General features: G+C 61.8%; 12 protein-coding genes and 1 pseudogene. 1 reads left to right on the plus strand and 12 read right to left on the minus strand.

Annotated features, from left to right (window positions below; translation table 11 throughout):
• Positions 1-19: 19 nt before the first annotated feature.
• The 5 genes from AC5V87_RS33490 to AC5V87_RS33510 all read right to left on the minus strand — a co-directional run bounded on the left by AC5V87_RS33490 (position 20) and on the right by AC5V87_RS33510 (position 5,332).
• Entirely contained in the window at positions 20-493 is a 474-nt protein-coding gene (locus tag AC5V87_RS33490; RefSeq protein WP_495369060.1) for a hypothetical protein, read from the minus strand.
• Between the two features lie 29 nt (positions 494-522).
• Positions 523-1,452: a nucleotidyl transferase AbiEii/AbiGii toxin family protein gene (locus tag AC5V87_RS33495; protein ID WP_495369061.1), complete on the minus strand. Its 930-nt coding sequence runs from the start codon at positions 1,450-1,452 to the stop codon at positions 523-525.
• Positions 1,442-1,969 carry a DUF6088 family protein gene (locus AC5V87_RS33500; protein WP_495369062.1) on the minus strand — a complete coding sequence of 176 codons (528 nt, stop codon included), beginning with the start codon at positions 1,967-1,969 and terminating at the stop codon, positions 1,442-1,444. Before AC5V87_RS33500 ends, AC5V87_RS33495 begins: the two co-directional genes overlap by 11 nt.
• A gap of 1,234 nt (positions 1,970-3,203) precedes the next feature.
• On the minus strand, positions 3,204-3,965 hold the full coding sequence (locus AC5V87_RS33505; protein ID WP_495369063.1) for a bestrophin-like domain: 762 nt from the start codon (positions 3,963-3,965) through the stop codon (positions 3,204-3,206).
• 41 nt (positions 3,966-4,006) lie between these two features.
• Complete coding sequence (locus AC5V87_RS33510; protein WP_495369064.1) at positions 4,007-5,332, minus strand: TAXI family TRAP transporter solute-binding subunit; 1,326 nt, start codon at positions 5,330-5,332, stop codon at positions 4,007-4,009.
• Positions 5,333-6,305: 973 nt separating this feature from the next.
• Here AC5V87_RS33510 and AC5V87_RS33515 point away from each other — a divergent pair.
• Positions 6,306-6,608 (plus strand): annotated as a pseudogene (locus AC5V87_RS33515) (hypothetical protein); the annotation flags it as partial.
• On the opposite strand, the gene AC5V87_RS33520 reads toward AC5V87_RS33515, so the two are convergent.
• Genes AC5V87_RS33520 through AC5V87_RS33550 form a run of 7 tightly spaced genes read right to left on the minus strand, consistent with a single transcriptional unit; the run spans position 6,492 to position 13,234 of the window.
• Positions 6,492-7,850 (minus strand): amidase family protein, encoded by a 1,359-nt coding sequence (locus AC5V87_RS33520; RefSeq protein ID WP_495369065.1) that lies wholly within the window; start codon positions 7,848-7,850, stop codon positions 6,492-6,494. The pseudogene AC5V87_RS33515 and the gene AC5V87_RS33520 sit on opposite strands and share 117 nt — an antisense overlap.
• Before the next feature lie 24 nt (positions 7,851-7,874).
• On the minus strand, positions 7,875-8,558 hold the full coding sequence (locus tag AC5V87_RS33525) for a DUF2848 domain-containing protein (RefSeq protein ID WP_495369066.1): 684 nt from the start codon (positions 8,556-8,558) through the stop codon (positions 7,875-7,877).
• Complete coding sequence (locus AC5V87_RS33530; RefSeq protein WP_495369067.1) at positions 8,542-9,234, minus strand: ABC transporter ATP-binding protein; 693 nt, start codon at positions 9,232-9,234, stop codon at positions 8,542-8,544. Before AC5V87_RS33530 ends, AC5V87_RS33525 begins: the two co-directional genes overlap by 17 nt.
• On the minus strand, positions 9,234-9,980 hold the full coding sequence (locus AC5V87_RS33535) for an ABC transporter ATP-binding protein (RefSeq protein ID WP_456842831.1): 747 nt from the start codon (positions 9,978-9,980) through the stop codon (positions 9,234-9,236). Before AC5V87_RS33535 ends, AC5V87_RS33530 begins: the two co-directional genes overlap by 1 nt.
• On the minus strand, positions 9,977-10,900 hold the full coding sequence (locus AC5V87_RS33540; protein ID WP_495369068.1) for a branched-chain amino acid ABC transporter permease: 924 nt from the start codon (positions 10,898-10,900) through the stop codon (positions 9,977-9,979). Before AC5V87_RS33540 ends, AC5V87_RS33535 begins: the two co-directional genes overlap by 4 nt.
• Positions 10,900-11,799, minus strand: coding sequence for a branched-chain amino acid ABC transporter permease (locus AC5V87_RS33545; protein ID WP_456842829.1), 900 nt, complete (start codon positions 11,797-11,799; stop codon positions 10,900-10,902). The genes AC5V87_RS33540 and AC5V87_RS33545 overlap by 1 nt, the downstream gene beginning before the upstream one ends.
• A 46-nt stretch (positions 11,800-11,845) precedes the next feature.
• A complete protein-coding gene (locus AC5V87_RS33550) occupies positions 11,846-13,234 on the minus strand; it encodes an ABC transporter substrate-binding protein (RefSeq protein ID WP_456842828.1) in 1,389 nt (462 codons plus the stop codon).
• Positions 13,235-13,258: the final 24 nt, after the last annotated feature.

The raw sequence follows: 13,258 nt of genomic DNA on the forward strand, positions 1-13,258 counted from the left end.
TCGGGTGGCGGAAGCGAAGTCATTGGACGCCTAAAGTAACCGGTGGCGGCGGCGGCCGCAGCGCTTCGCGGAGTTTCGTGAGCGCGGTGGCGGCCGTGCCGGCGGCCGCGACGAATGACAGGATACCGAATGGCGTGAAGCCATTGGTGAAGGCCGTGACGACCATCATTGCAAGACTCGCCGCCAGCAGCACCGCCGCCATCCATGGGTTCTTTTTCACGTCACGCCATTCGCTAATCAGCATCACGCAAAGCGCGCAGGCGACGATCGCACGAAGACACACGTAGACCGGATAACCGTAGACCGGATAGCGCAAGCCGAGAAACGCGAGGTAACCCGGAATGTAAAGCAAGCATCCGACGTAAAAGATCATGAACGCGGCGAACGGAAGCATGAGAATGAAGGACAGCACATTGAAGACCGTCGATTCCGACTGTCCAAGTTCGGCGGGCCGAATGTAGTTCGGGGTCGCGGGATCGCGTTCGACAAACATCGTTTCGTCCCCTCGTTTTGTCCGACAGGCTATTTCGAATGCGTCTGAAGATGATCGCGAAGGGCGTGAGGCGATCCCATCGCTGTGGCAAAATCCAGCTTGTCACCATAGACCATGTCCCGCTGGAAATCCGCGTAGCTTTCCACGAACACCTTGTCTTTTAGCAAACCCTCGATGGCGCGCAGCGTTTCGCCAAGCGGGTCTTTCTTCCATGCCGGGAAATTGTCGCCGCGCGTCTCGACTCCCGCCAGCATCACTTCATGGGCCAATGCAGCGGTCTTGGCCGCATCGTACTCACCTCGGATCATGTGCAGATCGTAGAGATGCCGCACCAGCGTCGGATCACGCACCGCGCGGACACCCGCCATCTCGAAGCCCGCACGCCAGGTCAGCGCCACGAGCTTCTCCGCCGCCGTTTCTTCCACCGCCGAACAGGCGATGGATGGGACTTCCGCTTCGCGGCCATACGCCTCCGCAAGGAACGACGCGACAGGCTTGAGAACCGGCTCGCGACGGAGCGGCCAGACCGAGGTTTCGATCTGCACCGCGGGCCGCAAACCCTTGCCCTCGACCTCCGCAGGATAAGGAAGCTGATACTTCGTATAACGGCCTTGCCATTTGGATTGGCGGTGCGCCTCGTTGTCGGAAACGAAGGCAAAGCCCGCCGCGAGCAGCGCGTCCGTGATCTTCGCGCGAAAGGCGCGAAGCGCGCCGCGCGTCGGCGGCTTTTCCGATACGATCTTCAGATCGACATCTTCCGACATGCGCTCGGTCAGCTTGTAGGCCCGGCTCAGCGCCGTGCCACCGCCAAAGACCAGGCGGAAGTCGCCGGGATCAACGGCGTTGATCGCGGCGAGTGCCCGGACAACATACCAATCCTTTTCGACCAGAGCGGCGCTCGGCAGGCCGAAATGATCCTGCACGTCGATCAGTTCGTCGCGGGTCGGTTTACCGTTCAAGGACCAGCTCCGCATTGCGATAACGCAGATGCCGCGCGAAGCGGCCCTTGACGCGCACGACGGGATTGACCGGCACTTGCGTCGAGCGGCCCTCGTTATAAGCGAGCTGCGCTTCGGTCGGCTCCCACTCAACGCCGAGCTTATCGAGCGCTTGCTGAGCCACGCCCAGAAAACCGTCGGCGCTGCACAGCACCGGGCGGCCATTCAGCGTGGAGCGACGCGCGCGGCCATAAACGCCGTAGCCTAGACGCACGAGGCGGCCCTCATCGACCATGCTTTTCAGGGCGCGCAGCACCTGCGTCTCACCGCCGAGCTTGGCGAACTCGCGAGTCAAAAACACCTCGTCGCTCGCCTTCCGGGCGATCTGCGCCTCGATGCGCGCGCGCAGCGACTTTCTCTTATGTGCGGATTGCCGCACCGCTTTGACCAGCATGGCTTTTCCTCGTCTTGCAAAAACCTGACATAAATCAAGCAAAAACACCATCAAAAATCGCTTAACACGTTGATGCGTCAGCATTTTCGAAAAGTCCTCCCCGCAGTGAGGACAGGGCCAAAACGAACCAGGCTTGGCCGTTCTTACCGATGGTCTCCCTTCAAGACCGGTCCGCACGCGAGCGGCTTCAACCGTGGGGATCGCGCCAGAGCGCGCGCCGGATTCAAGGCCGCTCGCTTCCGCGCCGGCCCTTTGAACCCGCCGCTTCTCCGCTCCGGTCAAAGCGCATTCCCATGTGCACCTTATGATCAATATGGTTGCGCCCGCGCTTTCGCCGCGACCTCCTGGTACGGCACGCGGGCGTACTCGGCGATCCAGAGCTTCACATGCAGGTTCATCTCGAGATCAAGGATGGCCGATAGGCCGGCCGCTGCTCACGCATGTCGGCTAGTTTGAGCGACTAGTAGACCGAGAGCGCGTAGGCGCGAGCAAACTCGATGAGGAACAGATGGTCCTAAACGAGGTAGTGACCCAACGCCGTTTCGGGGAGCGGGCCGTCTGCCGATCCGTTCGTGAAGGGATGCTCGGTGTAGGCCTGCCACTCAGCGGATGCTTCTGTCTTTAGATGCTCGAAGACATTCACGATCTTTTTCGTTTGGCTTGCATTTTAGCTGCTTCGCCTGCCGTCGGTCGCCGGGACCGACTTGCGTTCTCACGTTATCACCAACAGAATGACATGCCTTAAGTCCAGGTTTCGACTGCAGCCGGACCGCACCAGTTTCGCACCAGAAACAATCCGCACGCACCGCGACAAACACGGTCGAACTTGGCCAAAAACACAGCACAATCAACGAAGCGAACTATTATCGCGCCGCTCATAACGGTCTGGTTGCAGGTTCGAGTCCTGCCGGGCCCACCAAAAAAAATGCATCATACGGACACTGTGAAAACGACTCGATTTCCCTTTAAGAGCGGCTCGATTTCGCTTTGAAAAGACGACTCGATCTCACATCCCGCTGATACGTCTTGCGAATTTCCCGTCGATTTTTCCGATTTTTGAGCGGGAGAAAAAGCGAAGGGATCGTTCAGTGTCTTTGTGTTCCCCAACACGCCTTGCATATCCCGGCTCCAAAGGCCGCACCAGGGAAAAGCCATGAAGCTGATGAAGTTCGTGCTTCATGAGCAGGAAGTCGCCGACGTCGCGTTTCGCGCGATGGTGGAAACCGGCGGTGTTGGCACTGAAGCATTCCGTTGCTTCGCCAGGCGCGATCGCGCCGTCCCACGGTACGAATGGCCGCGCGACGTAGAAAAAAGGGGCTTAGAGACTCAGTGGTGCGAGGGCGTTCCGCAGTGGCGCACTGGAGATTTGCATCAATCCCGCAAACGGCTGACCCAGCTCAAGGATCAAGTAAATCGCCCCGGCAGCCGACAGCGCAAAGATGAGCAGAGAGCCGATGATGATTGCATTTGGTTGGGCAAACAGACTGAAACTTGCAAAGATGATAGTCAGCCAGAAAATCAGCACCACGAGAAATGGCATGGGAATCGAATTGTCCGCCTGCGAGAACAGCAGCAGGCGTGTTTGTGCGATATCGGTGCTGATTTGTATTGCCCGGGCTTGCACCGAGCGTTGGGAATCGTTCGTTGGCGAAAGTTCCTGGAGCTTCGTATAGAACGCTTCGCTTGCAACGCTTGCCTCGAAAGATGTCATCTTGGCAACATCGGACCTTTTCTCGCGCCACATGCGGTCGGCTAGAATGACGACGCCACGTCGCATGAGATTGCGGGCTGCGCCTGTCTCCGGCCCGTACTGCGCCAGGATTTGGTCTAGCAGGATAATGCTTGCCGTCATCTGATTGACCTGAGAACTCTGCGTGTCGTACGAACTCTTCGCCGAGGCGATGAGCAGGCCGAGCACGAGTGCCGCAATCGTCCCAATGAGGCCTGTACCCAGCCTGACCACATCCTTTGCATCCGCGCTGAGGTGATGGTCCGGCAACTTGTTGCGAAGAAACATACCAAGCAAGGCGCCGGCTGAAATGCACACGAACGTGATGGCCGATATTGCTATTGCGTTCATGATCTATCACTCATGCCTAGCTCAATTGGAGCGCAACTCGCTTAGGCCGCGGAAGCAACTGACGGTTTGTTCGCAAGCAGCGCTCGCCGATCGTGAATCAGGTTCTCCAGCCGGTGTGCCGCCACGTTCAACGTGACGGCATCCACCGCGCTCTCATCGCCACTGGCGGCTTTGGCACGTTCTGCTTTGAGAATGTTGTCGATCTCCTCTTCGATCGCCGACAGCTCTGCCTCCGTGTCGACGTTCCGGATCCGTCGGGCCAAGGCATAGAGAGTATCCAAAGGACCATGCGGAGTGGCGGGCCCGCCGATCCCGAGGAATTTCCAGGCTGCGGCGAGAACGGTGGCGGCACCTCCCAGCACCATCGGCGTTAAATAGATCCAGTTGCCGTATTCATCCATGAAGCTCTGCGTGGTGCTGTTGTAGACGGCTGCCGCGCCAGGGTGCAGTGGAAGGTATGCATCCTGGTCGGTGCTGGGCGCGGTGATCTGCGCGAAAATCGGCTGCTCGCGGAGCAGATTCCTGCGCGCGCTCATGATCGCTTCCGTGAGGCTGGTTACCAGATCAGTGCCGAGCTTCTTTTGTGCAACCAGGTACAGCGAGGTCCTCAGGGTCGTCAGGTCATCGTCCGGCACCGGCGGCGATCCCCGCAGCGTGCCCTTCGGGACGTCGAAGCTTTCAAAGGCGCGTTCATTCTCTGCAATTGCCCCCGCGGACTCGATTGGGATCAATACCGGGACCTTCTTATGATCGAGCTGGAAAAATCCGCGAACGAGCGAGAGGTACTTTTCGGCGAGCGGGATCACAACAAGCAGGGCACTGACCTGTTTCGACTGAATGGCTTGCCGGACATCCGTCAAAGCAAGGTTCTTGAATGCAACTTTTGCGCTCGCCAGATCGTATTCCCTGGTTAGCACATCGACAATTTTGGCGTTCGCTACTCCACCGATCACGCCGACCGCGCGTCCCTTCAGGCTGTCAATGCTGTCGATAGGCGATCCCGGCGGAGCGATGATCAGCACGACCATATGGCTGACGACGACGACGGCTTGCGCCTGCGACAAGTCGCCGACATCGCCGCGAACCACAGCGAGATCGACCTTACCCGCGGAGAACGCGGCAGCGGCCTCAAGCGCGGTGCCGCTGTCGATGACCTTGAGCCGGACCGGCGCGTTCGTTGAAACGAGCTCGCCTGCTATCGCTGACATTGCCTTGGCTGCCTCGCCGTCGATGGAGCCGACCGCCACGGTCAGCGTTGCCGGGCGGCTGTAGTACCGATAGGCAAGGAGACCTGCGCCTGCCGCAGCAACGACGACGCCGACAAGCAGGACAAAGCGAAGCCACAGCGGCAGTTTTATCGACATCATGCTCGTCACTCCAAATCCTCGGGCCGATTACCGCCGCTCCGCCAGCAGAGGCCACGATCGCGAAAGCCAGCGCAGCTCGCGTCTCCCATTCCTCGACGAGCAAGGCCTTTAAGCTTCCTGATCTCCTACTTCAGGTCGGCAATAAACTTCAAAGCGGGGATGCTGGACCGGAAGCAGTAGGCGACTGCCCGCGTTGTCATGAATCCAGAGAATCCATTGATCCTGAGCGGTCGTGCACCTCCCGACTGTGGAATCTAGAATACGCTGTCGGCGGCGGCGTTGGGGCGGTGATGACATCCTTAGACTTCGGATTGAGCCCTGCGCCGCCGACGAGCCCGAAGTCGTTCACCCACTCTCGCAGCAGAACTCGTATTGGTTCTCGATCGATGAATTGATCATATACCCAGCAATCCACGTTCGATACCATCCGGCGCCGAGATGGCAGGGGCGGAGATCAGCGCAATAAAGGTCTGCGAAAAACAGCCATTGCAACATCCTCCCATCCGCGCGGGAAGGCATTGCAGATCGCATCTAGCCGTTGCACCTTGATACAGATCAAACAAGCCGATGGGTGCAGAGGTCGAGCCAGGCCTGTTGTGCGCGCAAGATCAGCGCCGATTCCCCCAGCATTTTTAATGGCTTGCAATAGAGTCGTTAACGCCATTCCCTGTTGGAGCGCGCACTTGAGCGGCTGGCGCAGGCCACTTGGTCGAAACTCTCGATGGGCTTTCGGACCTGGAGCAACAGGGCCAGCGTGTGCCCGACTGGTTACTCGGTGGGGACGGCCCTGATGCTCTACGCCAATCATCGATGTAGTCGGGACATCGATGCGTTCCTCCACGATCCGCAATATCTCGCCTTGTAGTCGCCGGAGACGACGGACGTATGGAATTGCGACGATTGGGACAAGGCGGCCCAATACCCCAAGCTCAGGTATCCCGAAGGCGAGATCGATTTCATCGTCAGCGGCGCAATCTCTGATCTTGATCCCGTCGAGAAGGAAATCGACCTGACGTCAATTCGAGCGGGGTGGAAGCCAACGATTGCGATCGAACTGCCAGCGGAGATCGCTCTCAAGAAGATGTGCCATGGGGCGACGATGCTAAAGCCTCGCGACATTTTCGACATCGCAATCATCAAGGAATCGATGGCGGCCCCCTCATCGCAAACTTGGGCGAAGTCGCCTCCACTCCACCGCAGCAGAAACGTCTCGCAGCAGCGTTTCGACACTGGCCGCGATCTCCAGCAAGCGCCGGTCGGCGTTCCTACGACCGATCAGCATCAGACCGACGGGAAGACCGTCGAGCGGCAATGGCAGCGAAATCGACGGGCAGTCGAGCAAGTTGGCGATGCGTGGATTGCGCAGGACAAGACCGTTGAGTTCATGAAATGTCGCATCCTCCGCAACAGCGGAGAGAAGCGGCGCACGGATCGGCGTCGTCGGCAGGACGAAAACCTCATTGTTGCCGAAGGATTGTTCGAAGAACTGGATCGCCGCCTGCCGTAGCCGCACCATGCGCACATAGTCCATGCCGAGGATGCTGGCGCCGGCTTCGATGCGAACCCGCGTTCGGGGATCGAGACCGTCCAGCCCGGGCAGGCCCAGACCGCGCAGCGTCGCGCCAACCTCGATTGAGGGAAAAGTGCCGATCTTGTCGATCTCTGCGATGTCATCGAGAGCCGACTCGATCGATCCCTCCTCTATCCGCAAACCACCAGATCGAAGCCGCTCTATGGCGGCCTCGAACGCGCCGAGCACGTCCGGCTCGCAGCGATGAAACAGCCGCCCGCGGGCAACGACAAGGCGGAACGTGCCGGCAGGGGCCGGGCGCAGCCGCGCTGGCGCGCCTTCACCTGAAAGGACCTGATCAGCGACGAAGCAATCGGCGACATTCGCCGCGATCGGGCCGATCGTGTCGAGGCTCGAGGATAGCGAGAATGCGCCGGCGGTCGGCACGAAACCGCTGGTCGGCTTGAAACCGACCGCGCCCGACAGCGCAGCCGGGATTCGGAGAGAACCGCCGGTATCGCTGCCCATGGCGATGTCGGCCATGCCGTCGATCACCGACACCACCGCGCCTGATGACGAGCCCCCCGGCACGCGCTCGCGGTCTCGCGGGTTGCCCGGCGTTCCATCATACGGGTTCGTGCCGAGCGCGGAGAAGGCAAACTCCGTCATCTGGGTCTTGCCAATGACGATGGCACCTGCAGCCCGCAGCCGCTGCACGACTTCAGCGTCCTCAAGGACCGGCGGCAGACGGCGCAACACGGCGGATCCGGAGCTCGTGACCGTGCCCGCGACGTCGAACAACGCCTTCACCGAAACGATGCGACCATCGAGCGGACCGCGGGGCGCTCCGGCAGTAGCGCGGCGATCCGCAGCCTCGGCCTCCCACCTGGCGCTGTCTGCGAAAACGGCCGTAAACACGCTCCTTGCTTCAGGCGAGCGAATACGCGCAAGTGCCGCCTCGAGCCGTGCCACGGCGGAAGGCTGCGATCGATCCTGCGTTGCTGCCATCAGACGCGCTCGAGGGGAGAACGATCAGGAGACGACCGGGAGGACGTCGATGTCGTAACCATGGGTCAGGGTCCTGTTGAGGACCGGATCCTTCAGCTCCATCTCGAAACGCGTTCCCGGCCGAATGCCGCCGATCGCGCCCGGCGTACCGCAGAACATCAGCGTGCCGCCGGGCAGTGTGTCCGTTCCGTTGTAGCGACGAATGAGATCGCGCGGCGTCCTGAGGGCGGAAACACGGCTTTCCTGGTAGAGAATCCGTTTTCCGTCGATCGTCGCCCACGAGCGAAGGACCAATTCATCCCAATGCCGATCCACGTCGGCATAGGACCAGAGCTGAGAGCCGACCGGCTTGCCGCAGAGCTGCTTCGAAAGCGCGATGCCCGAAGCTTCGGCCTTGCGGTCGGTATGGTCGGATCCGATGCCGACCCAGAGCCCGTCAGCCATCGCGACAATGACCGGCTCGACCTCGCCGGAACTGTCCGGGCCGAGGACGGTCAGCTGGCTTTCCTGGGTCAGGGTTTGTGCGGCGACTCGATAGTAGAGTGGTGTCGTCGAAGGGCGCGGGATGCCGAGCGCGGCGAGCTCCTCGATATGGTGCTCGATCGCCGCGGCATCCCTGCCCGCCCAGCCGGCAATGACGAGAGAGTTGATCTCGACACTGACGCGGTCGGTCCTGTCGTTTGCGACGCGGTCAAATTGCAGCAGCATGGGAGGGCCTACTCTTGGTCGATGTGGTCAGGATTTCGCCGCGCTCGATCTGCAGCGTCGTGTCGGCGATCCGATCGAGCAGCGCCGGCGACGATTCGGTGATCAGCATGGCAAGCTCGGGCCGGTGCTTGCGCAATTCGCCAAGCGTGCGCGCATAGTCGAGCGCGAGGGCCGGCGCCAGGCCCTGGAAAGGTTCGTCGAGCAACAGAACCTTGCGCGCCACCGTCAGTGCGCGGCCCAGCGCGACCATCTTTCCCTGCCCACCGGACACGCCGCCCGCGGGCCTGGAGCGCATCACGTGCAATTCAGGCAATAGCTGATAGATTTCGTCCAGCCTGCGAGCGATCTCGGCCCGATCGAGCTTCAACGCCAGCGCCGGCAGACGGATGTTCTCCTCGACGCTCAACTCCGAAATCAGGCGACGGTCCTCCGGCGCGTAGCCGATGCCGGCACGGGCGCGCGTGTGGGCAGGCCTGCGGCCGAGATCGTCGGCATCGAGCCGGATCGAACCCTCGTCATGCCCGATGAGTCCCATGATCGCGCGCAGCGTCGTGGTCTTGCCGGCACCGTTGCGGCCGATCAACACGGTCGTCTTGCCCGCGACGATCTCGCAACTGACCGCGCGCAGCACGCGGACGCCCTCGATCGAGACGCTGACCTTGTCGAGATTGAGCATCAGGCAACTCCCACGACACGTTGGCGGACTTGCGCGTTGCTGAACACCTCGTCGGGCCGCCCCTCAGCCATGATGTTGCCGGCGTTCCACACCAGGACCCGGCTTGCGTAACGCGCGACGACGTCCATATCGTGCTCGACGAACAGTGCGGTGATGCGGCGCTGGCGCAGCGCCCCCATCAGGGCCTCCATCAGCGGGAAGCGTTCGAGAGCGCTGACGCCACTGGTCGGCTCGTCGAGCAGCAGAAGGCGCGGCCTCAGCGCCAGCGCAACGGCAATGTCGAGCAGCTTGCGGTGCCCTTCGGGAAGCGTGCTGCTGATCCGGTCGGCATCGCCAGCGAGACCGACGAGGTCGAGCAACGCCGTTGCCTCATTGCGTCGCTTCGCGGTCTCGAGCGGGCGGACCGCGCTCCACAGGCCGTCCGTTGCCGCCAGCGCCAGCATCATGTTGTCGATCACGCGCTGTGCCGAGAAGAGCTGCGGGATCTGGAATGCGCGGGCGACACCGCGGCGCGCGATGGCGCGCGGCGACAGACGGGTGATGTCGTCACCGTCGAGCAGCACGCTGCCGGATCTCGGACGGATATAGCCCGTGCAGATGTTGAGCAGCGTCGTCTTGCCCGACCCGTTCGGGCCGATGATCGCGAGGAACTCGCCGTCATGAACCGCGATGCTGACGTCGTCGGCGGCCCTGACACCATTGAATGAGACGTGGAGACCCCTGGCTTCCAGGATGGGACGCGTCATAGGCTCGCCGCCTCCTTGCGCACGAACAGCCCATAGACTCCTTGCGGCATGAACACGATCACGATGATCAGCGTCATGCCCACGATCAAATTCCAGGAATCCGTAACTGTCACCGCTGCGCTGTGCAGCAGTTCCAGGAACACGGCGCCTATGAACGCGCCCGGAACACCGCCGATGCCGCCAAGGACGGCGATGAGCACGAGGTGACCGGATGCGGTCCAGAACGCGAATTCCGGGACCACGCGACCGATCGCAAACCCGGCGATCGCGCCGCCAAGGCCGGCGAGCGCCGCCGAGACGACATAGGCGATCAGCAGGATCGCCCAGACCGGGATGCCCAAATATTCGAGCCGGATCTCGTTGGTGTGGACGGCCGAGAGGGCATGACCGAGCGGACTGTTCAGGTAGCGCTGCACGGCAAGACCGACGAGAACCATCAGCCCTAGGCTGAGATAGAACAGCACGCCTTTGAAAGCCGGTTCGCCAAGCAGAACGCCAAAGATTGCCGGGACCGGCACCGGCATGCCGTCGGTCCCGCCGGTGACGCCGTACAATTTTGCGCACAGCGCGTAAAACACCATCGAGACCGCGAGATTCAACATCGCGAAGAAGATCGCGCGATAGCGGACGAGAAACGATCCGGCGATGGCGCCCACGACGGCGCCGCCCAGCACCGACAGAATCAGCAGCAGCCCAAGATCGTTGACGCCGGCGCGCGCCAGGAACGCGACCGCATAGGCGCTCGCGGCAAAGAACATGGCATGACCGATCGAGATCAGCCCGGCGCGGAGCAGCACGGCGACGCCAAGGGCCGCAAATCCCTTGGCGATCGCCAGAGTCAGGACGAATTGAAGCCAGGGCGCGGCCACAGGCAACAGCGCGAGGACGAGGACCGCCGCGGCGGCCGTGATCGTTCGCATCATATCCTCCGCGCGGTTACCGATCCGAACAGCCCGTAGGGACGGATCAGGAGAACGACAAGCATCGCCGCATAGGGTGCGACGGCATCCAGCGACGGCGCCAGATATATCGCGAGCACGCGCGCCAGGCCGACGATCAAAGAGGCCAATGCGGCCCCCTCGATCTGTCCGAGCCCTCCGATCGCCGCGACCGCGAAGGCGAGCACCATGGTGTCGGCGCCGAGGCCCGGCGCGATGCCCGAGGTCGGCGTCGCCAGCGCGCCGCCCAATGCGGCGAGAAACACGCCGACAGAGAACGCCAGGATGAAGATCCGGTTGGTATCGATGCCGATCGACTGCGCCATCTCGCGATCAGTAACCACGGCCGTGATCAGGCGGCCCAACCGGGTGTGGTTGATCAGGAGTCGCAGGCCGATGACGACGAGGAGCGCCATGCCGACCAGGAGGATCTGGTAGTTGAGATAGACGACGCCACCGATGCTCGTGGTGCCGAGCAATCGCATCGGCGCGTCTTCGTAGAAAGATTGCACGCCAAAGATCACGCGCTGGAGATCCTCCAGGATGAGGAACAGCCCGAACGTGATCAGGATCTGCACGGCCTCCGACTTGCCATAGGTCCAGCGGACGAGCCCCCGTTCGATCAACGGACCGAAGATCGCCGCGACGCACACGGCACTGAACAGGAGCGCCAGGAACGACCAATACGGGTTGAGCTGCCGGCTGGCGATGAACAGGCAGATCGAGGCCGCGACATAGCCGCCAATCGAATAGAGGCTGCCATGGGCAACATTGAGGACGCGCAGCACGCTGAAGACGAGCGTCAGGCCGACCGCCGCGAAGAAGATCAACGCGGCACTCGCCAGACTGTCCAGCAACAGGGGGATGATTGCATTCAACATCGGCTCACGCCTTCCGTGATTGGAATCAGGTGAACGTGGTCCCGATCTATTTGTAGCTGCCCGGCTTCGGCAGGCTTTTGGCGAACGCGGGCCTGAGCGTCGCGATCCAGGCCAGCGGATCTTGACCTGCCTGCGGCATCAGGCTGTCGCCCTTGTAGCGGACCATGTCGCCAATGATGGGAAACTGCTGCGCCGACGTCTTTACGGTCACGCCGACGATCTGGTCGACAAGGCCGTCATTGTCGGCCCGCGTCTGCGCGGTGCCGGTCAGGGTCTCGACCTTGCTGCCCTTCATGGCGTCGGCGAGCTCGGCACGCGTCGGCCATTTGCCGCCGTTCTTCTGCATCGCGGCCTCGTAGGCGGCTTTCACATAGATCAGCGCGTTGGCCATCTTGATCGACGGGAACACCGGATACTCACCGAAGCGCGCTTTATAGGCTTCGGCGAACTTCACGGTCTCCGGCTTGGCCCTGGCGTCCGGCGACATCCACCAGCCGTCGCCGAGAACGCCGACGATCACGCCGTCGGGCAACGGCACGCGTTGCAGTACGGTCTCGCCGAGCGCCAGGATCACCTGACTGGAGGTGAAGATCCCACGCGGTGCGGCCTGACGAACGAAGTTCTCGAGATCGGCGCCCCAAAGGTTGGAGAAAACGACATCAGGGCGCGCGGTGGCGAGGCGCGAGATTTCGGTCTGGTAGTTCGGCGATCCCAGCTTCGGATAGAGCTCCGCGACGATCTCTACGTCCGGCTTCAGGGCTTTCAGCGCCGCTGTGAATATCTTTGCTGCGTCGTGGCCGAACGCATAGTCCGGGTTGATGATCGCAACCGTCTTCACGTCAGGCTTGTGATCGAGCAGGTAGATCGCGTAGGCGATGAATTCGGGTACGGTGTTGCCGTTCGGGCGAAACACATATTTGCTCTTGCCATCCATGAGCAGCTGATGGGTATCGCAGTTCCAGCCAACAGTGGGAACCTCGAGCTGCTCCGCGAGCGGCGCCAGTGCCAGGCAATTGGCGCTCGACAAGGCGGCGACCATCACCTGGTTCTTCGCGTCCCCGGCGAGCCGCCGATACTCCGCGATCACGCCTTGCGCGCCCTGCGCCTCGTCGACATAGGTCGCGCTGACCGGCACGCCTCCGATGCCGCCCTTTGCATTGATCTCGTCGATCATGAGGTCGGCCGCGTTCTTACCCGGCATGCCGTAGGCGGCGGCAGGACCGGATGTGAACGTGAAGATGCCCAGTCCCAACGCGCTCGGCTTTTCCTGTGCCGCGACCGGGGTCGCCGCCACGATGCCGATTGCAAGCGCGCCTGCAAGACCATCAACCACCAGCCGGACTTTGCTGCGCGGCAACCCGCGATCAAGCCTGAAGAGCCGTTCAAACGACGACAGGCAACGCGCAACGATGATGGACATACCTTTGGACGTCATGACTCCCCCTGAGCCGGTCAAAAT

This window comes from Bradyrhizobium sp. SOJA106, assembly GCF_059448745.1.